The following is a 25319-nucleotide window of genomic DNA, read 5'->3' on the forward strand; positions in this document are numbered from 1 at the left end:
GCAAATCACTCAAGGCGGCACCTCCTGCCACCTTGAATCACCCAACAGAGATCAACTCAACAAATTAATGGGTCCTGACCCTAGCTGAACCGCCACGCCAGCCTGCATCGTTGAGATAATGAGGGCGGATATGCAGGTGATGGAGCTTTGGGATGGCCGCTCGTTGCCGTGCATCGGGATCGAGCACCTGGGCGGCCCTTCAGCACGGGCGAAGTGAGGATAAAACGTGAGGCGGCTACGCCGCCTAAGCCGATTTCGGTCCGCGGTCGCTCAAGCAGTCGGCTGCTTTCGAATTTGGGCAGCGTTGGTGGCGGTGCAGGTTTCGAGAGGACGATCACTCCCTCCAACTCAAGAGACCTCCAATCTGAGCAATATCTTCCCGCCACATGCTGTCGCAAAATGGCAGCACCGCTTACCGAGGCCCCGACCCCTGAGCTTTGCGCCGAAGCAGTTTGCGCGCCAAAACGGCAGATCATTTCAGCCGGCGGGTTTGCCTATATCGCGGCCTCTGTTTGGCACGATTAATTCGACGGCTCTGGGAGAACACGGGTATTCGGATGTTGACCCGGACGGTTGTTGACGCGACAACCCGCCGATGCCGTGAGTATTTATAGCGGCCAAATCGCTCCCTCCCGCGACCGGCCTGCTGCTGCCGGTCCGGGACAAGCTGCCGCTAGACTATCGCCGCTCACCGCTCGGTCGCGAAGTCTACTGTGTTCCAGAGTACTGTGCGTCCCTCGGGCTGGAGCACGGGCCCACCATCTCAGCTGACGACATTGTGCAGGCGGTTCTGACTACGGGCCGTCCGAAAGGCGCAGGGCTGCTTCACCGAGAGCATCCGCTACATGACCCGCCTGTTCCTGCCGCTCGCGGAGCGCGCTCCGACCCCTTCAGCGCTCGGCTCTTCTCGCGTATTGCCAAATGGTATAGAATGAGATATTCACTGCCATATGGAAATGACGCATGCTAGCACTTGAACGCGTCGATACGGCCCCTGAGGCATTCCGTGCCGATCCTGTTACCGAGGCCGAGGCGGCTGCCATGTTTCGCGCCGCGCTCAATCTTTTCGGCAAATGGGAATTGACCGACGAGCAGTCGGCGACCCTGCTCGACATGCCGGTCCGGTCCTTCCGCCGCTGGAAGGCTGAAGGGCCCGGACGGATATCCCGCGACGGCCGTGCGCGCCTTTCCAACCTGATGGGCATCCACAAGGCCCTCAGGATCATCTTCACCGAGGCGCAGCGCGGATATGCGTGGATCCGCACCGGCAATTCCGCCTTTGCCGGGGCAAGCGCCTTGGATGTGATGCTTGGTGGCGAGCTCACTGACATCATGCGGGTCCGCCGCTATCTCGACGCCGAGCGCGGCGGCTGGTGACGGCGCCGGAACAGATCCCGGTTTCGCGGATTAAGTGGAAAGGTGCTGTCAGGATCATTCGCAGCGCCTTTCCGCCGATCGATTTATTCGAGGACATTGCGGATCCGGCCGATTGGCCGCTGCTGATCTCCGCGGAGCAGAAGACCAACCCGCGGGTCATGGCGAGCATCGGCAATCTCGATCTCGTGCCGGTCGAGCGCAGGGTCGGCGGCAATGGCGCGTCCTACCTCATGGCGCCCTTCACGCATGTGAGCACCGACAGGCCAAGCCGCTTCACCGACGGCACTTTTGGCGTCCTCTACGTCGGCAATGTCTTCGAGACGGCGCTGTTCGAGACCATCCATCACCACGAGCGCTTCATGGTGCGGACAGCCGAAGAAGCTGGCTGGACTTCGCAGTTCCGTGAGATCGTTCTTTCGGTTGATGCCGATCTGCACGACTTGAGAGGGCCTGAGCGGCAGGGCCATTCGGCCCTTGCCCCGGACAACTACCAGTCATCGCAAGGGTTGGCGAAGCGCCTCAAGGACGCTGGGTCGGACGGTATGATATATCCCAGCGTCCGGCACCCAAACGGCGAGTGCGTTGGCCTTTTCTACCCGGATTGTGCTTCGGCACCCGTTCAGGGCCGCCATCTCGACTACCGCTGGGACGGCGAGCGCGTCGATCTTGTGCGGGATGCAGGATCGGGGGAGGTCTTCCGTGTCGTGGATGTTTCCTGAACCACGGGCTGCGGGTGACCTCGCAATCCGGCCTTCGCGGAGGGCGTCGATCGATTTAGGCCGCCGATGCGAGGGACTGCTCGTAAATGCGGGTTAGGACTGCTATCGTGCCGTTCTTCGGAAGGGCGCCTGACCCGTTTGGGCTGATTTCTGTCAGACAGCTTTCTCTTGTCGCTGAAGTCGCCGAATATGGGGATCATGGCTTCGCCATTGTCCCGCACGATCATAGTCGCGTCGTGATACATTCCTTTCGTATCGAAAGAACCGAGCGCCGCGTATGAGCTTGTCGAAGTCCTCGCGGACAAAGCGCGTTTCGTTCCACTCTGCAGTCGACAAGTAGGAGAGCGAGCAGACCTGATCCTGGGTCGGGCGGCCGAATGAAAGTCATGCAGAAAGGCTGCTTTTTCCATACGTTTGACCAGTAGCCGTCGCCGGGTTCGCGCCTGACCTCGATGGCGATTCCGCCTTTGCGGCGCTCTGCTGGTAAAGTTGGGCGGCGTCGACCGCACCAAGGAACGCCACGTCCGGTTCTCGACTGTTCGGCCTGACATTTTATCTTCTGTTTTATTTTCTCCCGCCAACATGCCCTGCAAAGATTGGCTTTGACATCAAGCCATCAGCAGCCGTCTTGCTAGCAGAGCGGATGAGCCTATATAACAGTGCCAAGGAGTCCGATATGGCCGAACCGCAACTCTCAGTCCGCAGCGCTAAGGCGCGTGATCTTGCACACCGGCTTGCCCGCCGTGAAAACCGCTCGATTGCGGACGTGGTCGAGCGCGCCCTCGAATCCTACGAGGTCCGCGAGGCCGGTCGCGAGCCTGCTTCTGCCTTCTATCTGCGTCTTTCAGCGCAATCCGGCACAGACGTCGACCTTGAGGCGGTGATCCGTGAGAGTCGCCGGCCGAATCGAGGCGTCGAGCTTTGATCTTCGTCGATACCAACGTCGTTTCCGAAACGTTGAAAAAGACCCCAGACGAGGCAGTCATTGCCTGGCTGATCCGATACGATGCCGAACTCGCGCTTCCAACCGTGACGATTGCCGAGATCGCCTTCGGCATCCAGAAGATAAGACCGGATCAACGTGCCGAACGGCTGGAGCAAGGGTTGGCCGACTGGCGCCGGCGTTTCGCAGACCGCATCTTCGGTCTGACAGAAGAAGCTGCGCTGGTTTATGGGGAAATTATGGGTGCTGCTGCTCGCCAGGGACGCGGCATGTCGGCACCCGATGGCATGATCGCGGCGATCGCTCGAGTAAACGGTGGCCGCCTCGCCACGCGCAATCTGACTGACTTCGAGACGGCAGGACTCGTTCTGACATCTCCGTGGGAGTTCTGAGACGTTTTCCTGTCGTCGCTTTTGTTCAAGCCCCATCTGCCAGTCACGAGCTGAAAGGCCGTCAAAGCGCAGGCGAGCGACATCAGGTTCGATTGCATGCCGTCAAAATCCCCTCAAGATCACTCGAAGCGCCTCCTCGGCAGCCTCGCCGTAAGGCTCCCGCAACCGACGCTGCCCTTTTTTGAGAAACCAATTAGGCTCGCTGGGCTTGCGAGACACCGAGAGGGGCTGATCTGAAACAGATGCCGGACGTGAAACAATTGAGATTGCTCGGCGTTCTGGCAGCCGCAGCGATCGGTCTATATGTCTGCTATCTGCTTGCGTGGCCTTTTTTGCCCGCATTGACCTGGGCTCTCGTCCTGGCAGTCATTCTGTCTCCGGCTCATCGTTGGGTTGAGAGACGGGTCGGAAATCGAAACCTGGCAGCGCTGATATCGGTAAGCGTGGCGGCGATTGCCGTCGGGCTGCCGCTTGCACTCGTCGCACAACAGCTCGTTCGCGAGGCCGTAAACGGAGCGACTTATCTGCAGGAGGTCATCCGTGGTTGGGATGCAGACGGCTTCATGTCTGGCTATCCCACGCTTTCGGTCATTGCCCAATGGATCGAGAACCAATTCGATCCGGCCGGCTCCGTCGCAGCATTCGTACAATGGCTGACGGGACAAAGCACATCGCTGTTGCGTGGCTCCATCTATCAGGTCGCGATGTTCGGGCTGACATTTTATCTTCTGTTCTATTTTCTGCGTGATCGCCAACATGCCCTGCAAGCCGTTGCGGGCCTTTCGCCCCTGCGCGCTCCGGAGACAGCATACATCTTGTCCCGCTTTGCGGAGACTGTCCATGCAACACTGCTCGGCACCGTGTTCGTCGCCGCCGTCCAGGGAACATTGGGTGGCCTGATGTTCTGGTGGCTCGGCCTGCCGACCCCAGTCTTTTGGGGCCTTGTCATGGGACTTCTTGCCATAGTGCCTGTGCTCGGGGCATTTGTGATCTGGGTGCCCGCAGCGGTCTATCTCGCGCTGGAGGGGGCTTGGGCCAGCGCGGCGATATTGACCGTCTGGGGCGGCGTCATTGTCGGCGGCATCGACAATCTGCTCTATCCGATGCTTGTCGGGAATCGGTTACGCCTCCACACGGTCGTGGCCTTTGTCGGCTCGGTCGGCGGCATTGTCTTGTTTGGGGCATCCGGCCTTGTCCTCGGCCCCGCGGTGATCGCCATCACCATCAGCCTCATTGATGTTCTGAAGAACCGATTGACCGATCAGCCGGAGTCGGCGCCGCCGCGCCCTACCGAGCTACCGCATCAGCCCGTGACGGATTGACCACGAAGACAGGGCTGCTCATGAGTTCCGTGTTCTGACCGCACCGTACTCAAGATCAAGCGGGCGGAAGGGGCGGGCTGGCCTTCGAGCGGTAGCGAGAAACCTGAACAACTCTGGGCCAGACATTTCAATCAAGGCAAGCACATCAGCTCGGCTGCTGTATTGCGGCGAGCTTCCAGTCCCCGCTGTTCTGGCGCATGAAGGTCCACAGTTCGGTTGTCTCGGTCGGCTGATCGGCCTGGCCCTCAACGATTTTGCCGCTGCTGCGATCGCGGGTCACGTCGCGAGACTCATAGCGCAAAGCAGCCGTCGCGTAGTCGCGGTCACCCTCCCGCCAACTTTCCGCAATATCGGCCTCCAATAGGTTGACGTCCGACACGTCGTTCCTGACGCCCTTTTTGGCATTGTCGGCAAGTTCCTCGGACAGATAGGACACCATCTCGGGCGTCGCCAACCGGCGCAAAGCAGCATGATCTTCGCGCCCGAATGCCTCCTGAACTTCCGTCAGCCGTTGCTGGAACGTGTCGAGGTCGGTTTGCGTGAGTGTGATCTCATCGGAAGCGTTGGCTTGGCTCGTTCCGCCAAATCCTGACCCGATGCCTGGAATGGGGAAAGCTGTAGCGTTGCTCGGCTCGGGCCCAGCTGCTGCGTTTCGCCCAAAGGTCCCGGTGCCCCGCGAGGCACCGGCCGTAGCGGGCGCTGGGTTGTATGCCGATTGCGAGCGGAAAAAGCGGATCGCCAGCATGATCACGCCGCCGATCAGCAGTACTTGGAGCAAAAGACCCAACATGCCGGCCAAGCCGCCGAATCCATGGCCCAGAAGAACGCCGATCAAACCGCCGAGGAGCAGCCCACGCATCATCGATCCGCCGAGGCCGTTGAAGAAGCCTGGGCGCTGGAATGCCTGCGGCTGACGGGCCGCATTGTTCGTTGCCGCACTAGGCGTCATCGAGCGCTCGACCGGTGCGGCCGGTTGCGGCGCGACTCTGGTCGGCGGGACCGGCTGGAAAGTGCGCATGCCGCGACTGCCGAAGCTGCCGCCACGGCGCGCATCGGCGTGATCCACAGCGACCATGGAAAATGCCAGGAACAATCCGGCGAACAAAACTGCAAACCGTCCCCAACGCGAAATCAGCATAGGCAAATCCTCAAGTGACACTCTGTCCACCCATATGGGGTGCGTCGATCGAAATATCAGTGAATAGTCCGCTGAGATATTTTCCGACGGCATGGTCGGGCGCCCGCCGGGGTTCACGATGAGACTGTCCAGCCTGCCCAAGCGAGATGATTGCCTGTCCGATCATGCAGGCGCGCCGCACCCGGCCGACCGCCGTCTGTCGCATCAAGAGCAGCGGATATGCAAGCGTCGGGTCACCGCTCTCCCGGCGACGATGCCGACGGTCTCCCGGCAATGACTTGAGCTTGACATACAGCTTTTCTAGGCTGCAAAACCTGCCATACAGGTTTGCCTTCTGAACTGGAGATCGCGTGAGCACGGTGGTAGCCGCAAAACATTCCGACGCAGCGAGCCTGGTCAGCAATACGATCGGCGAGATCACGCGCCACATCCGCACGCATGAACTCGGACCAGGCGACCGGCTGCCCAGCGAGGCCGCGCTTTCGAGGCAATTGAGCGTCTCGCGTACTGTGGTGCGCGAGGCCTTCAGCTCGCTCGCCGCGATGCGGCTTATCGACCTCAGGGCAGGCAGGCGGGCTACCGTCGCCGAGCTGGACTATGGCGCCATGTCGCTGGTGATCGAGCATGGTGTCCACACCGAGCAGATCACGGTGCAGCAAATCTACGACGTGCGCCGCACGATCGAGACCCGCACCGCCATGCTGGCGGCTTTGCGCAGAACCGCCGACGAAGTGGAAAGGATCAGGGCGCACGCGCTTGCCATGCGCGAGAATTTCCAGCGACCGGAACAGGTCATGGAGCACGATCTCGCCTTTCACCTCGAAATCGCCAAGGCGGCAAAGAATCCGGTTTTTAGCCTCATCGTAGGCGCGTTCGAGCGCGTATCGCGCCAGACCTGGCCGATCGGCTGGCGCAGCCGCCCTTCGGATGCCGAGCAGTTGGAGATGATCCAGATCCATATCGAGCTCGCCGAAGCAATCGAGACCGGTGATCCCCAGTCTGCTCGCGACCTGATGGCGAGGCATTTTGACGAGAGCGTCAAGGCCCTGCTGGCGGCCGGCATCGCCTGAGGACGGGGCGCAATGAAGATCGCGAAACTGGAAACGCTGCGGCTCAAGGAGCGGCCGAACCTTCTCTGGGTCCTGGTTCACACGGACGAAGACCTCGTGGGACTGGGCGAGACCTTCTTCATGGCCGAGACCGTCGAGACCTATTTGCACGAATATGTCGCGCCGCGCGTGATCGGTCGCGACCCCTTGCAGATCGACCTGCTCGCCGCCGATCTTGTCGGCTATCTCGGTTTCCGATCGACGGGCGCGGAAGTCAGGGGCAATTCCGCTTTCGACATCGCGCTTTGGGATCTGTTTGGAAAGGCCACGGGTCAGCCGATCACACAGCTCCTCGGCGGGTTCACCAGGCACGAGATCAGGACCTACAACACCTGTGCCGGACCCGAATACATCAAGAAGGCCACGGGCCAGACGACGGCCAACTACGGGCTCGATAAGCCCGGCGACGCCTATGATGATCTGAACGGCTTCCTTCACCGCGCCGACGAACTGGCGCATTCGTTATTGGAGGAAGGCATCACGGCCATGAAGATCTGGCCGTTCGACATGGCCGCCGAGAAAACGCGCGGCCAGTATATATCGCAGCCCGACTTGAATTCCGCGCTGGCGCCATTCGAGAAAATCCGCAATGCGGTCGGCGACAAGATGGACATCATGGTTGAATTCCATTCAATGTGGCAGCTGCTGCCGGCCATCCAGATCGCTCGCGAGCTTGCCCCCTACAAGACCTTCTGGCACGAAGATCCGATCAGGATGGACAGCCTGTCCAGCCTGAAACGCTATGCCGAGGCTTCGCTGGCGCCGATATCGGCTTCGGAGACGCTCGGTTCCCGCTGGGCCTTCCGCGACCTTCTCGAAACTGGAGCGGCCGGTGTCATCATGCTCGATATCAGCTGGTGCGGCGGGCTCTCGGAGGCGCGCAAGATCGCTGCCATGGCTGAGGCATGGCACCTGCCGGTCGCGCCACACGACTGCACCGGTCCAGTGGTGCTCGGCGCATCGACCCACCTGTCGCTGAATGCGCCGAACGCGCTTGTCCAGGAGAGTGTCAGGGCCTTTTACAAGACCTGGTACCGCGACCTTGTGACCGCTTTGCCGCAGGTGAAGAACGGCATGATCACCGTGCCTCCCGGACCGGGCCTCGGCATGGAACTGAACCCGGAGATCGATCGCGCCTTCACGGCGCTTCGACGGGTGACTGACGCATCGACTTTCTGAAAATGAACCTGAAGCAGCTTTCTACGGAGGAGGAGAACCATGAAGAAGCTACTTATCTCGGCAGCCTTGGGAGCAGTACTGGCTGGAGGCTCGGCAATCGGCTCACGCGCACAGGAGCCGATGAACATCGTCTTCACGCATCATTCGTCGGCGTCGAACCCGTTCTGGCAGGCGGTGAAGAAGGGGTTTGACGACGCCTGCGCCAAGATCCAGGCCAATTGCCAGATGGTCTTCACGCAGACCGAAGGCTCGATCGAGCAACAATCGGCCAACATGCAGGCGGCACTCGCGGCAAAACCGGACGCGCTGATCACCTCGATCGTCGACAACAATGCTTTCGACCAGATCATCGCCGACGCCCGCGCTGCCGGCGTCACGGTGATCGCGTCCAACGTCGACGACACCGAGGGTGCAGCCGGCAATGCCCGCCAGGCCTTCATCGGCCAGGGCTTCATTCCCGCCGGCTACGAACTCGGCAAGAAGATGTCCGAGTTCTTCCCCAAGGAAGGCAAGATCAGGGCGCTCGTCGGCGTCTCCGCGCCCGGTCAGAACTGGTCGGAACAGCGTGCTGCCGGTGTCATGAAGTTCCTTGAGGAATACAAGGCCGCGAATGGCGGACGCGAAGTAGTCGTCGAACGGCTCGACACCGGCACAGATGGCGCCGTCGTCGCCGATCGTGTTGGCGCCTATCTGTCTGCCCACCCGGACACCACGGTGTATTTCGACACCGGCCTTTGGCATGCCTACGTGGCCCAAGTGCTGATCGATCGCGGCATCGAGCCGGGCAAGGTGCTGATGGGCGGCTTCGATATCGTCTCGGAAGTCCTGCAACAGATGGAAGCGGGTTATATCCAGGTCCAGGTCGACCAGCAGCCCTACATGCAGGGCTTCATGCCGGTGATGGAATCCTATCTCGCCAAGAACGTCGGTTTGCTGCCGGCAGACATCGACACCGGCAAGGGCATCATCGTCAAGGAAGACGTGCCGAAGCTCAAGGAACTGGCCGCAAAAGGCGTGCGGTAGGCGGCGAAGCCGGCGTCCTCTCCTCGTTCTTTAGGGGAGGGGGCAAGGGTGGGGGGCAGGCCGCGTGGCCTTTGGGCGTTTTAACTCCACCCCTCATCCTGCCACCGCATCTCCCCGTCAAGGGCGGTAGAAGACAGACTGCCGCCATCCTGCTTGCCGGTGCGGCAAGCCAGCGCAAACAATCCCAAGCCGGAGCGAATGATGAAGCGATTGATGAAGATTTATCTGGAGAAGCCGGAGCTTGCCGCGGTCGTGTTCCTGCTCCTCCTCCTTCTCGTCTTTCAGATACGCTCGAACGGCGTATTTCTGAACACACAGAACGTGCGTGGAATGCTTGGGCTGCTGCCTGAAATGGGGCTGGTCGCGATCGGCGTGACCCTGCTGATGATATGCGGCGAGTTTGATCTTTCCGTGGGCTCGGTCTTTGCGCTGACCCCGATGACGATGGCGGTGATGCTGGCGGCCGGCGTGCCGTTCGCGCCGGCCTTTGCCGCCGGCCTCGCGATCGCCGCCCTGATTGGCTTCTTCAACGGGTTCATAACGATTCGTTTCGCGATACCAAGCTTCATCACCACGCTTGGCATGCTGTTCATCGCGCGTTCGCTGACGGTGGTAATCTCCGGCGGCTTCCCTCCTGTCATCCCGGCCAACGCTCTGCCCAAATGGCTGTTTACGATCTATGTGGGGCCGGGCGACCTCTTTCGCATGTCGTTCTTCTGGTTTGTCGCCGTGGCAATCCTGGCGACGGTGCTTCTGTCGCGCACGAATTTCGGCAACTGGGTGCGCGCCACCGGCGGCTTTCTGCCTGCCGCGCAATCGATGGGCATCCCGACGGCCCGGGTGAAGGTCGCCTGCTTCATGATCTGTTCTGTGCTCGCCGGCTTTGCCGGCACCATTCAGGTGATGCGGCTCGGCGCGCCACTGCCCTCGATCGGCGAGGGGCTGGAGTTGCAAGCCGTGTCGGCTGCCGTCATCGGTGGCGCCTCGCTGGCTGGCGGCATCGGCACTATCTTCGGCGGCATCATAGGGGCTGCCCTTATCCGCGTCATCGACAACGGACTGGTGCTGAGCCAGGTTGACGCCAACTGGTTCAAGATGGCAATCGGCTTCCTGACTATCTTCGCGGTCGTCGTGAATGCCTGGCTGCGAAAGCGGGGCAGGGCAATGAAGGTGGAGACCTGATCATGGCGGCACCCATCATCGCGATCAAGGGACTCCAGAAATGGTATTCCGGCGTCCACGCCTTGAAGAACGTCACTCTCGACATTTATCCAGACGAGGCCCTGGGCCTTGTCGGCGACAACGGCGCCGGCAAATCGACGTTGATCAACATCCTGTCAGGCACCCAAAAGCCCGATGGCGGCGAGATCAGGATCGAAGGTGAACCAGTCCGATTCTCGAATCCGCGCGACGCCATGGATCGCGGCATCGAGACGATCTACCAGTACAATTCGATGGTGCCGACCATGACCATCGCCCGCAACGTTTTCATCGGACGCGAGCCGGTGAAGGGCTCGGTTTTCGGCATCGGCATCCTGGACCAGAAGCGCATGCGTGATGAAAGTGTCAAGGCGATCGCCGACGTCGATCTGCATCTGAGGTCGCCGGACGCGCTGGTCGGCGAACTGTCGGGCGGCCAGCGCCAAGGCGTGGCGATCGCCCGGGCCATGCACTTCAAGTCGAAAGTCATGATTCTCGACGAACCGACCAATCATCTTTCGGTGAAGGAGACGCGAAAGGTGATTGGCTTCGTTCGCGCGCTCAAGGCCCAGAACATCACCAGCGTCTTCATCAGCCACAACATGCATCATGTTTTCGAATGCTGCGACCGGGTCGTGGCCATGGCGCGTGGAGAGATCGTTCTCGACAAGCGGATCGGCGAGACCTCGATCGAGGAAATCCACGAGGTTCTGTGACGCGAAGAAGCGATCAGTCGCGAGCCGCTCTGCTGTAGAGGTCAGTCTGCGCTACGGCTTTTGCGCAAGGATCGCCTCAGCGGTTTTCTCGTCGGTGATCAGCACATCGACGACTCCCAGACGCAACACGGCGCGCAGCACCGGAACCTTGTCGAGGCCACCGGAGGGCAGGATCACAGTGTCGACGTCGCGCAGATGTTCGGGCGCGAGGCCGATAACGCGATTGTTCAGCGGGTGATCGACGAGTTGTCCGTCGGCGCCGATCCAGTGGCCGCAAATATCGCCGACGGCCCCCGCTTCGCGGAGCGATTTGAGATCATCATCGCCTACCAGTCCGATCCGAAAGATGGTGGCGTCCTTGTGCACCGCGCCCACCGAAACGAAAGCGGCGTCAACGTCGCGGGCATGGGTGAAGGCGTCTTCCAGAATGGACTGGCGCATAAGCAGATCGCGCGTGGCCTCAGTGTCCGTGAACACCGGTGCTGCGATGTAGAAGCATTCCGCATCGAAAAGCGCCGCGAGCCGCGAAGCGATCTCATAGATGTTGATCGCCGATCCGCGCGTGAGCCCACCAAGCAGGGAAACGACCGACATTCCTTTGACCGGGCGTACGGTCACTGACCGCAGACTAAGCTGGAGCGTCCGTCCCCATCCCACGCCCACCGATATCCCGTCGCGGATTCTGAGCGACAGGGCCTCACCGGCGGCGGCTGCGATGACCTGTGGCACCAGCGCGGGATCGGGTGGTGTCGGAACCACGATTGGATCCGAGACACCATAGGCGTCCCGCAGCCGGTGCTCCAGCTCGATGCAGTTCGCCACCTTCGAATTGATACGAATCTGAACGATCCCCCGCTGGCGCGCATGCGCCAGCATCCGGTTGACGCGAAGGCGGGTCAGGCCAAGAGACTTGGCAATTTGCGCCTGCGTGAGGTCACCGACGTAAGCAAGCCAGGCGGCGCGCACCAGCAGCCCTTCCTCACGATCAGCGGTGACCGAACTCGTTACAGCTTGGCGGCCGTCGCGTTTCTTTCGTGCGGGTTTCTCCATCAGATCATCCTGTCCACTCCGCGGCAGCGGGTCCAGAGCGGGCTCGGCCGAGCCATGTGCTCATCGATATGAGGCATCAATCGAGTTTCCCCGGCTCCGCTAGCCTCGATGATAGCGGTCGAAGGACAAAACCAGCGGAGCATCGTGACAAACCGCGTCGATGATGGCGGTCGTCAGCGGCAGGCGATCATGGGGAAGTACACGCCGGGCCATCATATTCTTCAAAGTCGGACCAAGGTCCAGCGCCAGTTGCGCTCCCTCGACCGTGTCCGAACTCATATGTTCGCGCTTCGCCACGGAATAGGGCAGGCCGCGGCCAAGCAGGCGCCCCATGCGACCGTTACGGCCCGCCTGGCAGGTCACATAAAGATCGCCGGAGCCTGCCAGCCCCAGCACTGTTTCGATTTTTCCGCCCAGAGCATCGACCAGAATCGCCATCTCCGCGAGGGACTGCGAGAAAAGTGACGAGGCAAGATTGTGCATGAGCGCACCATTGGGCGCCTTGCCGTCGCGCTCCAGCAGTCCGACGGGAGCCCCAACTGCGAGTGTGTAGAAATTCTTGAAAGCAGCGCAGATCTCGACGCCGACGAGATCGGGTGACGATCGCGCATGATAGAAAGGCGCGCGCAGAATGCGGGACGCCGCGGCCACCTGGTCGGGATCGTGCCCGGCCACGATCACAGAGGTGTCGCGCTGTGCCGCCAGTTCGCCGGCAATGCACGGTCCGCCGACGGCCATCACCGGGACAGACAAGCCGGTGCGTTGCTCGATCTCGCGGGCAAGCAGATGTGGCAGGATTTCCACGCCTTCGTCGCTTGCTGCAAGTCCTTTCGTAATCATCAGTATCGGCACCGGCAACTTGATGCTTTCTGCAATACGCTCGATCGCCCAAGGAATGCCGGCCGACGAGACGCCGAGTACAAGCAGATCGGGTCCATCGTTCATCGCTGCCCCGAATTCGGTCCAGGACCTGGCGGCTACCACATCAGGCAGTGTGATGTTGAGGCGCGGATGACGACCTGTGCCGGCCACCGAGCCGACGATCTCCTCGTCGAGATGGGTGCCGACAAGAGTGATGCGGTTACCCGCGTGAGCGGCCGGAAGCGTCATGGCAGAGCCCATGACGCCGGCGCCGAGGATAACGACCTGGGCCATTCAGCTTCTTCCCTTGTCCAGTCGCTCGCCGCTGCCTTGGTCGAACAGGTGGATTCGCTCAGGCGCCGGTTCCAGATGGATTACAGCTCCAGGAGAGACCTCCATGCGGTCATGCAGCACCGAGCAGATCGCGGTGTTGCCCATGCTGGCAAAGATGTGGATTTCGGGGCCGGTCGGCTCGACAACCGTAATGGTGGCCGGAATGCCGCGCCCGTCGGCCACGGGTCGAAGATGTTCGGGGCGAATGCCGTAGATCACCTTTTGGCCGGGCCGGACCGCAGCCCCTGGCGGCAGCGGGAGGGATAGCTCGTCGGTCCGCACCACCCAGGCGTCGCGCTCGGAAGCCACCTCGCCATGGAACATGTTCATTGCGGGCGAGCCGATGAAAGAGGCGACGAACAGGTTTGCCGGGTGATCGTAGACATCGAGCGGGCGCCCGATCTGCTCGATATGGCCGTCGCGCATGATGACGATGACATCGGCCATGGTCATGGCCTCGATCTGGTCATGCGTGACATAGACCGTGGTGGTCTTCAGTCGCTGGTGGAGTTCCTTGATTTCGGTGCGCATCTGCACCCGCAGCTTGGCATCGAGGTTGGACAGCGGCTCGTCGAACAGGAACACAGTTGGGTCCCGCACGATGGCGCGGCCCATGGCGACACGCTGCCGCTGGCCGCCCGAAAGCTGGCGAGGGTACCGTTCCAGATAGGGAGTCAGGTTGAGGATCGATGCCGCCCACCCGACCTTCTGTTTGATTTCTTCGTTGGGGCGCTTCTTCAACTGCATGGAAAAGGCCATGTTGTCGAAGACGGTCATGTGCGCATAAAGCGCGTAATTCTGGAAGACCATCGCGATGTTGCGGTCTTTGGGATGAAGCGTGTTGACGACCCTGTCGCCTATGGCGATTTCACCGGACGTGATGGGCTCGAGACCGGCTATCATGCGCAACAGTGTGAACTTGCCGCAGCCGGACGGCCCCAACAGAACGACGAACTGGCCATCCTCGATCGAGAGATCTAGTCCATCGATAATCGAGAGGGCGCCATAGTCCTTTTTTATGTTGCTGATGGTGACAGACGCCATAAATTGCTACCCTTCGATTGCCCTTGCCGGTTGGATCTCATTTTCGCCATGCGAGCCATTGGCGATCGGATGCGCTCTCACCATTCGCTGTCCAGAAATTCTTCCAAGAGTCCTGCATCGGCGGCCAGATTGACAAAGGACCAGCGGCCGCGGATTTCCCGCGAATAGCGAATGGCATCGTGCCAAAGCGCGCGCGGCAGGCCTAGTTCCGCGCCGGTGACCGGCCCCCCCGCAGCCTTCAGTGCTGCCTCCATGCGGGCGACCGGCATTGCCATTGGCCGAACCTCCTGGCGCAGGGCCGGCCAGATTTCCGCGAATTTCCGGTTGAAGATTTCCGTCTGGCTGGCGTCGAGTGCTGTCTTCCTCATCTCGGCAATGCAAAGTGGTCCAAGCTGCGCTCCATAGCGGGCCAGCATCGCCGCCTCGTCGATGACGGTTGGCTTTGCCTGCGGCGGCTCTTCCATGTCCAGCAGCAGCGCTTGCAGACGCGCCATGACCAAAGAGGCAACCCCGACCTGCTGGCCGTGCGTGGTGCCGGGATGATGTGCTTGCGCGAACATGTCGACCCAATGGGAGATCTGGTGCTCCCCCATGGACCCGGGATGGGAAACGCCGGCAAAGCACACGCCCATCGAGCACAGCGTCAGGACGCGCTGGAGATGCCCGACGGCGGTGATGTTGTGCCTGGCAAGGCCAGGCGCATGGGCCAGCATCGGTTCCTCATCCCTCGCCTGAAGCAGATAAGGCACCTCGGAGTAGTAAGTGTCGAACAGCCGATGCGAAGCCCACCAGTCGATCTGGGCGGTGGAGCGGCACAGGCTGTCGCCAAGCCCGGCGGCGCTGAGCCAACTGGGTGCTGCCGCCGACACGCCAAGGTCCAGGAAGATGCCTCGCGGAGCATGCGAGGGCAGCGAGATCTTGAGCCCTGAAGCCAACGTCACCGACGCTGTCGAGGCGCCATAGCCATTCATCGAGGCCGCCGTGCCGAAGACGGCATAGGGCCGCTGGTCGAGGAAGGTTGCATGCTTGCAGCTGTCGTTGAGGACGCCGGATCCGACGGCCACGACGCCTTCGGCGTGACGCGTCTTCTCCCTGACCATCTGGATCGTTGCCTCATCGCAGTCGAGGCCGTCAGGCAGCACGATTTCGTCGATTTCGGCGATGGCACGCAGCGCCTTTGCGACGCGCCTGCCCATCACATCGACCGTGTTGATGTCGGAGACCACGGCGATGCGGCTGCCTAGCGCCAGGGGCGCAACGAGATCCCCCTCGCGGCCCTCCGTCGTCTCCAGCAATTCGATTGTCTGGAACGGCAGGACCGCGGCTGCGCCTGTCTTGGGATCTGTCCAGCGTCCTGCGACAACGTCCTCGATCAAGGCGTTCCAGTTGCTCGTTTCAGCCATGGTCGGTCTCCATGAAGGCCGCGAGACGCTGGTTCCAGGCTGACAGCGTTGGCCAAAGATCGGCATGGATCGCAAGAAGTTCGGCGTAGAGCGCGGCCCGTTTCGCGTCCGGTTCGAAGGTTTTGGCCGGCTCGCTGGCCATTGCGAGCGACGCTTCGGCGATGGTGGAAAACCAGCCCACGCCCTTTGCCGCCGCCATCGCCGCGCCAAGCGAGGAGGCTTCGACCGTCGTCGAACGCTTTATGGGATGATCGAGCGCATCCGCCAGAATCTGCATCCACAGGTCGGACTTCGCTCCTCCGCCGATGGCTATGAACTGGCCGATGGTCTGGGCGGCGGCTGCGGCCGCCCGCTGACTTGTCGCGGCCTGATGCAGCGCTATACCTTCCAGCACGGCACGATAGATGTCGCCGCGGCTGCTCGAGCCGGACAGCCCGGCAATCACACCACGGGCCGTACTGTCCCAGTGCGGGTCCATGACGCCCTGCCAGTAGGGAAGAAGCATTATGCCGCCTGCGCCGATCGGGCTGGCAGCGGCTTCGGCCTCGAGCGCTGCCAGGCCGCTTGCGCCATGCAGATCGACGCCAAGCATTTCGCGCGCCATCCAGTCGACGAGAAAAGTGCCGGCGCGAAGGCACGTCTCGTAGATATAGCCATCATCGGCGACCGCCGTCTCGGTGCGGAAGGCCTGGTCATGGACGTAGTCCGTGCCAAAGCTGCCGGAGACGACCGCCGTGCCGAGATTGATGTAAGCGCATCGTGGCTGCAACACGCCAGCGCCCGTTCCGGCGCATTGACCGTCGCCGCCGCCGGCGACGATCGGCGTGCCCTCCCGCAGGCCCGTCAGTATGGCGGCTTCCGAAGTCAGTTGGCCCAGAACGCTGCCGGGCCTCGCCAGGTCCGGCATCATTCCTCGCGCCACGCCCGCGGCGTCCAGTATTTCGTTCGACCAGTCCATAGCTCGCATATCGAGTATGCCCATCGGGTCGGCGGATGCGGTGGATGTCACCCACCGGCCGCTCAAACGAAAGACCAGATAGCCATGGACTTCGGCCATTCGCTCCACGCGGGCAAATATCTCGGGCTCTTCCTCGCGAAACCAGATCATGCGGTAAAGGCAAGGAATGACGTCCAGCGGCTTGCCGGATGTTGCGTGGACGCGTGCCGCGCCGAAACTCTCGCCGAAGCGGCGTGCCTTCTGCCGGGCGCGCTCATCGAGCCAGAGCGTCGCCGGCCCGACCGCCTGGCCCTGCTCGTCGAAAAGGCCGAAGCTTTCGCGCTGGTTGGCAATCGCAAGGGCGGCAATGCGTGCCGGCGAAACTGTTGCTACGACAGCGCGAAGCGCCGTCACCGTCGAGGCCCACCACTCGGCCGGATCCTGCTCGAAATAGCCCGGCCGCGGGTTGGACATTGCAAGCGGTGCACGACCTTCGGCCACGGCCAGCCCATTGCGGTCCCAGGCGATCGCCTTGGTTGCCGAGGTCGAGGAATCGATGCCGATGACGAGATCCGGAACCATTGCCGCCACATTGCCAAAGGGCGAGGGCGGTGGAAGCCGCCTTCGCCCAAATCACCGACGAGTCGCTAAAGACCGGCGTCCTTGACTTTGCCGTCGACAATGCCGGCGATGGCATCGAGGCACGCCTTGGCATTGCCGCCATAGTCTTGGCCCGTAAGCAATTTGCCGAGCTCAACCGGAATGTCGTTGTTCGACAGATCCGCCCAGATCGGCATGTCCGGCTCGGATCCCATCTGGTTGTCGATCGTGTATTTGATCGCGTCGAAGTGGCGTGTCGTTCCAGGCCCGACGACGGCCTTCGCCTTCACGCGAGGATCGGTGAAGGAAGAATTGCGCATCGGCGAGGCGCCGCCGCCGAGCGTCGATACCCGCGCCATCACATCCTTCGAGCAGACCCACTGCATGAACAGCCATGCTGCTTCCTTGTTCTTGGAATATTGCGACAGCGAAATCGTCGAGCCGCCCTGGTGACCAACGGCCGGGATTTCGTTGAAGCCGCAATCGGCGGCGGCGCGACGACCGGGAACCTCCTTGGGCGCGGGCAGGGCCTCGAACAGGCCTTTGACCTTGGAATCGTTGGCGTCGAAGCCGGGGAAATCTTCGCCCCAGGTGATTGCCATCGCCGCCTGCCCCTGTGTCAGTGCCTGTCCCTGGCCGTCCCAGGTCCATGTCGTCGCCGAGGGCGGCGAGTTCTTGACCAGCTCCTGATAGAATTGCAGCCCGGCCACGCCGCGCTCGTCATTGCCGACAAACTTCTTGTCTTTGTTGAAGATCGACCCGCCATGGCCCCACAAGGCGAAGGTCCAGTCGCATTCGAGCGAATAGTGGCCGGACTTCGCCTGGCACGCGGTGCCGAAGATGCCGTTGCTTTTTTCTGCGTCAGTGAGCGCCTGCACGGCCTTGAGGTAGGCGTCGAGGTCTGTCGGCAGCGCAATGTTGTGTTTGTCGAAAAGATCCTTGCGGTACATCAGGATGAAGATCGGAATATCGAATGGAATTCCGCACTGTTTGCCGTTGTACATGGCGATGCCGTCGACCAGTGGCTTGGAGAAATCGTCCCAGTCGAAGTTGGGCATCGCCAGGTCTTTGTTCTGGTCATAATACTCGCGCGGATCGACGACATCCTGGGCAAATGTCGCCATCCAGGACTGGTCGAGATAATAGACGTCGTACGTGCCCAGCTGGCCCTGCACGTCTTGCGTCGCCTTGGCGAGAACCTGCTCCAGCGGCACGATTTCGACTTCCACCTCAATGCCGGTTGCCTTGGTGAATTCACCCGCGACAAGCTGGTTGGCGACGATCGTTGGCGGCGTCGCTTCCGAAGTGTAGCGGATTTTGGTGCCGGCATACGGTTTGCCGACATCGGCCAGCCACTTCAACATATCGGCGTCCTGGGCGCGGGCTTCTTCAACCCCGAGGCCCAGGATCCCGCGATTGGTGCGGCCGCCACCTAGCATGGCTGATCCGAAGGCAGAAAAGCCGACACCGGCGAGCGCCATCTTCCTCATGAAGTCGCGTTTGGTTATTCGGCGCGCCGTAAAGTCGTTGCAGGTATCGGCGACGAATGTCTTCTTGTCGTGTTCTCTGAAGCTCATGATCGTTCCTCCGTTGCTTTTTTGTCGTCGTTCTTCTCGCCTGCGCCTCACTCCTTCAGGGACCCGAGGGTGAGGCCGCGGACCAGATGCCGTTGAACCAGCAGGATAAAGATGAAGCTGGGTATGATCGCGGACGTGCCGAGCGCTGTGATGTAGCCCCACTCGGTTGCGGTCGAGGTGACAAAGGTCGAAATCTTCACCGGCACGGTGCGGATCGACGTCGTTAGGAACAGTGAGAGCAGGAACTCGGTCCACGAAAAGATGAAACACAGCACAGCCGTCGCAGCGATGCCGCCCTTGACCATAGGAAGGACCACGCGCCGGAACGTCTGCCAGCGCGTCGCGCCGTCGATCAGTGCCGCCTCATCGACCTCGCGCGGGACGTCGTCGAAGAACGACTTCAAAAGCAAAACCGCCAGCGGCAGATTGATCAGACTGTGAACGAGGATGAGCCCCGTATAGGTATCGCGCAAGCCGAGATCGCGGAACATGAAAACGATCGGAATGACGATCGCGATTGGCGGCATGAAGCGCTGCGAAAGAATCCAGAACAGAAAGGACTGCTGGCCGCTGAACTGCATTCGCGACAGGCAATAGGCGGCCAGAGTTGCCAGCAGCAGCGTCAGCGCTGTCGATCCGACGGCTATGACGGCGCTGTCGAGCAACGACTGGCGGGAATCGTAGGAACTCGCGCCCCCCTTGATGACCCCGGCCGCTTCGCCGCCCTGTTCCATGCCGATGTCGACGCGCGAAACGCCAAGCAACGTCACGCGGTAGTTGTCCGGCGTCGGCGTGAAACCGGTGTAAACCGGTCCGCTGCGATCGAAGATCGCCGAATAGGGTTTGATGGACGACAGGGCCCACCAAGCGATCGGGAACATGAAGATCGCCACCACCAGGACGGCGAGCACGTCACGGGCGATCGTTTGGGCGCGCGACGACTCCATCAGAACCTCACCTTGAACAGCCTGACGAAGAGGTTCGACACGACAATCAAGACGACGAGCACGATCAGCGACAGGGTCGCGGCATAGGGGAAGTCTCCGGTGAAGTAGATTCGCCCCGCGTAGAATGAAAGCGTCTCGGTGGCCGTGCCTGGCCCGCCAGCGGTGATGATGTAAACGTAGTCGTAGATGCGAAAGAGATCGACGCCGCGGATCAGCACCGCGACCGCTATCACCTTGCGCAGCATCGGCAATGTGAGCCGCCAGAACGTCTGGATGCCGTTGGCACCGTCGATCGCCGCGGCCTCGAAAGGTTCCTTCGGCAGCGCCCTGAGCCCTGCCAGGATGATGAGCACCATGAACGGCGTCCATTGCCATATGTCAGCCAGCAGGATCGCCGCCAATGCGGTTCCCGGCTGCGTCAGGATCGGCTGTGCCGGCGAGACCAGGTCGAGGGCATACAGGTAAAACGACAGGACACCGAAAGAACCGTCCTGCATCAGCAGGAACATCATTCCGGTTACCGCAGGCGGCACCACCAGCGGCAGTGTCATCAGCGCCCGCAGCACGCCGTAACCTTTGCGATCGGTGTCAAGCAGAAGCGCGATGAGGATGCCGAGCGCAAGCTGAACCGCAAGCGCGACGAAGGTGTAGATCAGCGTGGTTTCCAGCGAATGCCACATGCGCGCATCCGAGAAGGCACGCGTCCATTGGTGGAGCCCGGCGAAGTCAAGTTGCCGGGAGACGACATTGCGTTTGTGAAACGAAAGCCAGACTGAATAGGCGAGGGGATAGATGCCGAAAACGAGAAGCATCACCGTGATCGGCGCGAGCCAGGGGAAAGGATGCTCGGCCGTCATGAACCGGGGCAGGGCCCATCTGGGCGTTTCGCGGGTCACGGTCAGCGTGCTCACGCGCAAATCTCCGCTCGGTCACAGAGACGCATCGGCCTTCTCCCTATCGGCCAGATTGTGCCAACTTGAACTTTTGTAAGTTTGTTGTGTCTTTTGTTAAGAACGTGTCGGACGGCCGCCGATTTGTCAAGTGTCGGTCCCCTCAGCGCTCAAGGGATTTACTCGTGGTCCTACAGGATGCCGTCATCGCCGGGTATGGAGTTGTTCTTGGAGGGAGCGCCGCCGGTAAATGTCCTTGTGTCAGCATCAAAAGCGCACAGGGCCGCCCCCAACTTTGGCAGCCCAAGGAACGATCGGGAGGACAGCCCGGAGCTTTGGAACTCGCTAATCCGGCAATCGGATCTGAAGCTTTACGTCCGCCGGCCGGGCTTCGACTGCGCGGTCGAAGGCGGCAATGGAATCTTCGAAGGGGAAGGTCGCCGAAATCAATGGTTTGAGATCGACCCGGCCCGATCCCATCAGTGCGATCGCCCGGTCATACTGGTGGGCATATCGGAACACCGTCTCGATGCGGATTTCCTTGGTAGAGGCCGTAGCGATGTCGAACGCCACCGGCGCGACCGGCAGGCCGACCACCACCACGGTACCACCGGGCCGCGGCAGATCGAGCAACGTCTCCCAGGCTTTGGTCGAGCCGGAACATTCAAAGACGACGTCGGTGCCCCAGCCGTCGGTCAGGCGCTTGACCTCCGCCGGCAGGCTCTTGTCGCGGATGTTGACCGGGATCACACCCTGGTAGCCGGCGGCAATGTCGAGCTTGGGTTGGGCGAGATCTGCAACAACGGCGCGGGCGCAGCCGCCGGCGAGCGCGGCGATCGCCACCATCGTGCCGATCGGCCCGGCGCCAATCACCACCGCGGTGTCACCCGGCGCAATCTTCGCTTTGGCCGCCGCCTGCATTCCGACAGCGAAGGGCTCCACCATCGCGCCTTCGGCGAAGCTGACATTGTCGGGCAGTTTGAAAGTGTAGTTGGCGGGGTGCACGACATAGGGCGTCAGCACGCCGTGGATCGGCGGCGTTGCCCAGAACCTGACCGCTGGATCGATGTTGTAGAGGCCGAGCCGGCTTGCCCGCGAATTGGGATCGGGGATACCCGGCTCCATGCAGACGCGGTCGCCGACCTTCAGATGCTCGACGCCTTCCCCCGTTTCGACGACGGTGCCGGCGGCTTCATGGCCCAAGACCATCGGCGCTTCGACCACGAACGGGCCGATGCGGCCATGGGTGTAGTAGTGCACGTCGGAGCCGCAGATGCCCACGGTATGGATCTTGATGCGAACTTCGCCCGGGCCGACGGTCTGTGGCAGATCGATGTCACGCAGCTTGAGTTCGTGTTGGCGTTCGAGGACAAGGGCGCGCGCGTTCGTCATCGACGTAGTCTCCTCTAAAGCCGATCGTAGGGGCCTTTAACCGTCTACGGGTACACACACCGTCCATCTATGCATCATTGTTCTCCGGGCTGGCGCTGTGGCCCCGATAGACGCCATCGAGCGCAGGCGGGTTCAGTTGGTGCTGGTTGTGGGGGTGAACCCGCACTGCTTCTGTTCCATATCGATCTGCTTCGTGATGCGGACGGCGTTCTGTGCGTAGGCCTCCGTCACGGAGCCACTATTCACGGTCTTGCCCTTCAGCGGACTCACGCCTGCGCAGAGGTGGAAAACATGCGGCTCGGCGGACTTCGCGGCTCCGGCTTCCGGCGCGATCCAGTAGACGACATCCTGACCGGCGGGGTGGCTCGCGTCCCGCGTCGCCGCCGTCACCGCGGCGGTGTCCGTCGCGATCGCCTGCGCCTGAGCGGCGACATCGGGCGAACAGGCGGTGGTGGGCTGCCCCGACTTGATCTGGGCCGCGCATGCGTTCATATCCTGGGTGTACTGCTCGACCGACGGGGGTTTGAAACTGATCCCCATGACCGTCGCGAGCACGGCCAGCGCAGCGCCGACGCCGCCGGCAACCTTCTTGGTCCGCGGATCCATGTTTTTGTCGGTGAGGATCAAGAAAACCAGCGGAAGGAAGGCAATCAGCGTGATAATTGCGCCGAGCTGGTTTTGGAAGAAGAACCTGGCCGCGTCGGATGCACGGGCCGGATCGTGCCTGTTGGCCGCCTTCCACAGCAAGTTGCCGGCGATTGCGAAAATCGCGATGCCGACCAGAAGGCCGATGACCAGCGGCAGGTGTGCCTGGTCGAACTTGTTCTGGCGAAGCAGCATGATTCCGTAGACCTCGCCGCCAATGGCGACGATCCACGAGAGTGCGGCGAAAAGGCGAAGACGCGTGGCGGAGGACTTCTGGCCCTGCGTCGCTTGCCAATCCTTGGTAACGTCTGGCTTGTTGTCGGTCATTGACCAGATCCCCTGATATCGACACTTCTGCGGGGCGTTAGACCAGAAGGCCAACCCGCCCGGCGCAGCAGCATTGAACGAGCGCCACCTGCCTTAGCGACGCGACGAAATGTGAGCGCCACGGCAGGCCTCATCTCCATTCATAATTCATATTGCGCATGAGTGAGTCCGTCCAGACCCACGCAGGCAGACGCCTATGGGCGAGGGCTCCGTTCTTCTTGATCTCTGGCTCGAACTTGATGTAGCGGACTGACAACTTACGGCCAATAAATGCGACGTAGAGTATCTGCTCGGCAAAGAGGGCTCCTGTACAACTCCGACGTCGCAGGGCAGATCAACCGGTTCGGCCAACATCAGAATCAGTCGAACGAGGGGGCGAGCGCAAATCCACGATCCCTGACGGCTTTCTAGAAGGCATCAATGCCATTCAGTCGCCGCATGGACGCCAAGCTTTGGCCCCCGACCATCTGCATTGATAATAATGCAGATTTGCATTATCATAGCGCGAGAACAGGAAATGTTTAACATGACAACGTTGACAGTGACGACAAGGGGACAGGTGACGTTCCGCAAGGACGTGCTGCAACATCTGGGCATCAAACCGGGCGAGAAGATCGAGCTTGATCTGCTGCCCGACGGTCGGGCGGAATTGAGGGCTGCACGGGCGAAGGGGTCGTTCCGGGACCTCCACGGCTTCCTCAGAGGCAAGACGAACGGCCGGGTGCTCAGCATCGAGGAGATCAACGAGGCGATAGCGGAAGCGGGCGCTGCGGCCGCGTCCGGCAAGGAATGAGGGTTATGGCCGACACGAATGTGCTGTTGCGCGCCTATGTCGCCGATGATGAGGCGCAGGCAGCCATTGCCGTCGACCTGCTGGCCAAAGCGGACATCGTGGCCGTGAGCTTGCAGGCCTTGTGCGAGTTCGCCTGGGTTCTGGCCCGGCAGTACCAGACAGAGCGCGAAAATATTGCCGCGGCGATCCGGGCGTTGCTGAACACCGCGAATGTTGTCATCAACCGGCCGGCAGTTGAGGCAGGGCTGTCAGTCCTCGATGCCGGCGGCGATTTCGCGGACGGCGTGATCGCTTTTGACGGCGGCTGGCTTGGCGGGGAGATTTTCGTCTCGTTTGACCGGAAGGCCGTCAAACTGCTCTCGGCGCAGGGACAATCCGTACAGCTTCTTTTCTAAGTCTCTTTCCGCGGTGGTCTTTCGCCCTGTGCTGTCGCGTCTTTAGAGACCACTGCGAGCAATCGGATTCTGTCTGCGGTACGGATGTCAGATCAGAATGGCGGGGTGAGAGCCGACGATCGCCGATAGGTGATTGTGGAAATCGTTGGAATTGCCCAACTACCAGGCCGACTTGGTCGCGCAGATCGCGTAGCGATGCTGCGTCGAGCGTTCCAGCGCCCTGAGGAAGTTCATGTGCCGTGCCTGCGCGCGATGAATCGCGCCGAGCCGGGTGTCGACCACAGGCATCTCAAAGCCAGCCTCCACCAGAAGCGCGCAGACCTCGTCCGCTTTGGCGCCACGCGAAAAGTGCAACCGTGACAGGATGCTGCCATGGCGGTCCGCCATCACCTGATCCAGTTTGTGGACCGGCCCGACCGTCCGGCCAACGGCCCTTTCCAGCACTTGTCGCAGAGAGGTTACCCAGGTCTTACTGACGCAATCACCATCAATGATCAGCAGCCGTCCGCCAGGCTTGAGCAGCGAGAACCATTCGGCGAATGCCGCTCGCGGATCCACCAACGTCCAGACGAGATGACGGGTGACGAGGACGTCGTAGCTTTCTCCGTTTTCACGGGTTCGCTCGGCGTCCCCGATCAGAAACCGGATGCCGCTTTCCCTCTGCGTCGCCTTTGCACGCGCGCGGGCAAGCATGGCCTCTGACCAATCGAGCCCGGTCACGGCATAACCCAGGTCGTGCATGAGATGGGATATGACCCCGGTGCCGCAAGCGAGGTCGAGAGCGCGACGCCCATCCCCGCGCCCCAAGTGCTTGAGTATCAGCCTGTGCCAGGCCAGGCGTTCCCGCTGTGAGAAGATTTCATGCCCCACCGAAAGGTCGAATGTCCCGGCGCGCGTCGACCAATAGTCGCGTATCTCGTCCCGCAGCGAATAATTGGGCTCGCCCGCCATTCCAGACCCCTTGTCGTCGTACCAGTCTGGAATGGCTCTAAAAGATATTTCTTGAG

The 25319-nt window shown here is 61.4% G+C and carries 24 protein-coding genes and 1 pseudogene; 12 read left to right on the forward strand and 13 right to left on the reverse strand.

Annotated elements, in window-relative coordinates:
• Positions 1–963 precede the first annotated feature (963 nt).
• Positions 964–1377 (forward strand): MbcA/ParS/Xre antitoxin family protein, encoded by a 414-nt coding sequence (locus NKJ17_RS23020; RefSeq protein WP_352690065.1) that lies wholly within the window; start codon positions 964–966, stop codon positions 1375–1377.
• On the forward strand, positions 1374–2096 hold the full coding sequence (locus tag NKJ17_RS23025) for an RES family NAD+ phosphorylase (protein WP_352690067.1): 723 nt from the start codon (positions 1374–1376) through the stop codon (positions 2094–2096). Before NKJ17_RS23020 ends, NKJ17_RS23025 begins: the two co-directional genes overlap by 4 nt.
• 176 nt (positions 2097–2272) lie before the next feature.
• On the opposite strand, the pseudogene NKJ17_RS23030 reads toward NKJ17_RS23025, so the two are convergent.
• Positions 2273–2630 (reverse strand): annotated as a pseudogene (locus NKJ17_RS23030) (ABC transporter substrate-binding protein); the annotation flags it as partial.
• Positions 2631–2772: 142 nt separating this feature from the next.
• On the opposite strand from NKJ17_RS23030, the gene NKJ17_RS23035 reads away from it, so the two are divergent.
• The 3 genes from NKJ17_RS23035 to NKJ17_RS23045 all read left to right on the forward strand — a co-directional run bounded on the left by NKJ17_RS23035 (position 2773) and on the right by NKJ17_RS23045 (position 4753).
• Positions 2773–3021, forward strand: a complete 249-nt coding sequence (locus NKJ17_RS23035; protein WP_352690069.1) for a plasmid stabilization protein — start codon at positions 2773–2775, stop codon at positions 3019–3021.
• Positions 3018–3431 (forward strand): type II toxin-antitoxin system VapC family toxin, encoded by a 414-nt coding sequence (locus NKJ17_RS23040; RefSeq protein WP_352579037.1) that lies wholly within the window; start codon positions 3018–3020, stop codon positions 3429–3431. Before NKJ17_RS23035 ends, NKJ17_RS23040 begins: the two co-directional genes overlap by 4 nt.
• A gap of 242 nt (positions 3432–3673) precedes the next feature.
• Positions 3674–4753 carry an AI-2E family transporter gene (locus NKJ17_RS23045; RefSeq protein WP_352690071.1) on the forward strand — a complete coding sequence of 360 codons (1080 nt, stop codon included), beginning with the start codon at positions 3674–3676 and terminating at the stop codon, positions 4751–4753.
• 145 nt (positions 4754–4898) lie between these two features.
• On the opposite strand, the gene NKJ17_RS23050 is transcribed toward NKJ17_RS23045, so the two are convergent.
• Positions 4899–5888, reverse strand: a complete 990-nt coding sequence (locus tag NKJ17_RS23050) for a Tim44 domain-containing protein (RefSeq protein ID WP_352690151.1) — start codon at positions 5886–5888, stop codon at positions 4899–4901.
• A gap of 353 nt (positions 5889–6241) precedes the next feature.
• Between NKJ17_RS23050 and NKJ17_RS23055 the strand changes: the two genes are divergently transcribed.
• The 5 genes from NKJ17_RS23055 to NKJ17_RS23075 all read left to right on the forward strand — a co-directional run bounded on the left by NKJ17_RS23055 (position 6242) and on the right by NKJ17_RS23075 (position 11118).
• On the forward strand, positions 6242–6961 hold the full coding sequence (locus NKJ17_RS23055; RefSeq protein WP_502895628.1) for a FadR/GntR family transcriptional regulator: 720 nt from the start codon (positions 6242–6244) through the stop codon (positions 6959–6961).
• A 12-nt stretch (positions 6962–6973) separates the two neighbouring features.
• Positions 6974–8179: a mandelate racemase/muconate lactonizing enzyme family protein gene (locus NKJ17_RS23060; protein ID WP_352690073.1), complete on the forward strand. Its 1206-nt coding sequence runs from the start codon at positions 6974–6976 to the stop codon at positions 8177–8179.
• A 39-nt stretch (positions 8180–8218) separates the two neighbouring features.
• Complete coding sequence (locus tag NKJ17_RS23065; protein WP_352690075.1) at positions 8219–9202, forward strand: sugar ABC transporter substrate-binding protein; 984 nt, start codon at positions 8219–8221, stop codon at positions 9200–9202.
• Between the two features lie 201 nt (positions 9203–9403).
• On the forward strand, positions 9404–10384 hold the full coding sequence (locus NKJ17_RS23070) for an ABC transporter permease (protein ID WP_023678771.1): 981 nt from the start codon (positions 9404–9406) through the stop codon (positions 10382–10384).
• 2 nt (positions 10385–10386) lie between these two features.
• Positions 10387–11118, forward strand: a complete 732-nt coding sequence (locus NKJ17_RS23075) for an ATP-binding cassette domain-containing protein (RefSeq protein WP_254819755.1) — start codon at positions 10387–10389, stop codon at positions 11116–11118.
• A 51-nt stretch (positions 11119–11169) separates the two neighbouring features.
• Here NKJ17_RS23075 and NKJ17_RS23080 read toward each other — a convergent pair whose 3' ends face one another.
• The 10 genes from NKJ17_RS23080 to NKJ17_RS23125 form a co-directional block, all read right to left on the reverse strand.
• Entirely contained in the window at positions 11170–12168 is a 999-nt protein-coding gene (locus NKJ17_RS23080; protein WP_352690078.1) for a sugar-binding transcriptional regulator, read from the reverse strand.
• 99 nt (positions 12169–12267) lie between these two features.
• On the reverse strand, positions 12268–13323 hold the full coding sequence (locus NKJ17_RS23085; RefSeq protein WP_352690079.1) for a hypothetical protein: 1056 nt from the start codon (positions 13321–13323) through the stop codon (positions 12268–12270).
• Entirely contained in the window at positions 13324–14406 is a 1083-nt protein-coding gene (locus NKJ17_RS23090; RefSeq protein WP_352690081.1) for an ABC transporter ATP-binding protein, read from the reverse strand.
• Positions 14407–14483: 77 nt separating this feature from the next.
• The gene (locus NKJ17_RS23095; RefSeq protein WP_352690082.1) at positions 14484–15809 is read right to left on the reverse strand and encodes an iron-containing alcohol dehydrogenase; all 1326 of its coding nucleotides are present in this window, start codon (positions 15807–15809) and stop codon (positions 14484–14486) included.
• Positions 15802–17328, reverse strand: coding sequence for a xylulokinase (locus NKJ17_RS23100; protein ID WP_352690084.1), 1527 nt, complete (start codon positions 17326–17328; stop codon positions 15802–15804). The genes NKJ17_RS23095 and NKJ17_RS23100 overlap by 8 nt, the downstream gene beginning before the upstream one ends.
• Before the next feature lie 65 nt (positions 17329–17393).
• Complete coding sequence (locus NKJ17_RS23105; protein ID WP_352507690.1) at positions 17394–18923, reverse strand: ABC transporter substrate-binding protein; 1530 nt, start codon at positions 18921–18923, stop codon at positions 17394–17396.
• Between the two features lie 47 nt (positions 18924–18970).
• Positions 18971–19870, reverse strand: a complete 900-nt coding sequence (locus NKJ17_RS23110) for a carbohydrate ABC transporter permease (protein WP_352455511.1) — start codon at positions 19868–19870, stop codon at positions 18971–18973.
• A complete protein-coding gene (locus tag NKJ17_RS23115; protein ID WP_352690086.1) occupies positions 19870–20781 on the reverse strand; it encodes a carbohydrate ABC transporter permease in 912 nt (303 codons plus the stop codon). The genes NKJ17_RS23110 and NKJ17_RS23115 overlap by 1 nt, the downstream gene beginning before the upstream one ends.
• Before the next feature lie 324 nt (positions 20782–21105).
• Entirely contained in the window at positions 21106–22152 is a 1047-nt protein-coding gene (locus NKJ17_RS23120; RefSeq protein ID WP_352507694.1) for an NAD(P)-dependent alcohol dehydrogenase, read from the reverse strand.
• Positions 22153–22284: 132 nt separating this feature from the next.
• On the reverse strand, positions 22285–23124 hold the full coding sequence (locus NKJ17_RS23125) for a hypothetical protein (protein ID WP_352507696.1): 840 nt from the start codon (positions 23122–23124) through the stop codon (positions 22285–22287).
• A gap of 526 nt (positions 23125–23650) precedes the next feature.
• On the opposite strand from NKJ17_RS23125, the gene NKJ17_RS23130 reads away from it, so the two are divergent.
• Positions 23651–23917, forward strand: a complete 267-nt coding sequence (locus tag NKJ17_RS23130; RefSeq protein WP_352507697.1) for an AbrB/MazE/SpoVT family DNA-binding domain-containing protein — start codon at positions 23651–23653, stop codon at positions 23915–23917.
• A complete protein-coding gene (locus tag NKJ17_RS23135; protein ID WP_352690088.1) occupies positions 23914–24312 on the forward strand; it encodes a type II toxin-antitoxin system VapC family toxin in 399 nt (132 codons plus the stop codon). The genes NKJ17_RS23130 and NKJ17_RS23135 overlap by 4 nt, the downstream gene beginning before the upstream one ends.
• A gap of 159 nt (positions 24313–24471) precedes the next feature.
• Here NKJ17_RS23135 and NKJ17_RS23140 read toward each other — a convergent pair whose 3' ends face one another.
• Complete coding sequence (locus NKJ17_RS23140) at positions 24472–25263, reverse strand: class I SAM-dependent methyltransferase (protein WP_352507699.1); 792 nt, start codon at positions 25261–25263, stop codon at positions 24472–24474.
• Positions 25264–25319: the final 56 nt, after the last annotated feature.

The organism is Mesorhizobium sp. M0208 (assembly GCF_040322015.1).
In the GTDB taxonomy this organism is placed as follows: Bacteria; Pseudomonadota; Alphaproteobacteria; order Rhizobiales; family Rhizobiaceae; genus Mesorhizobium.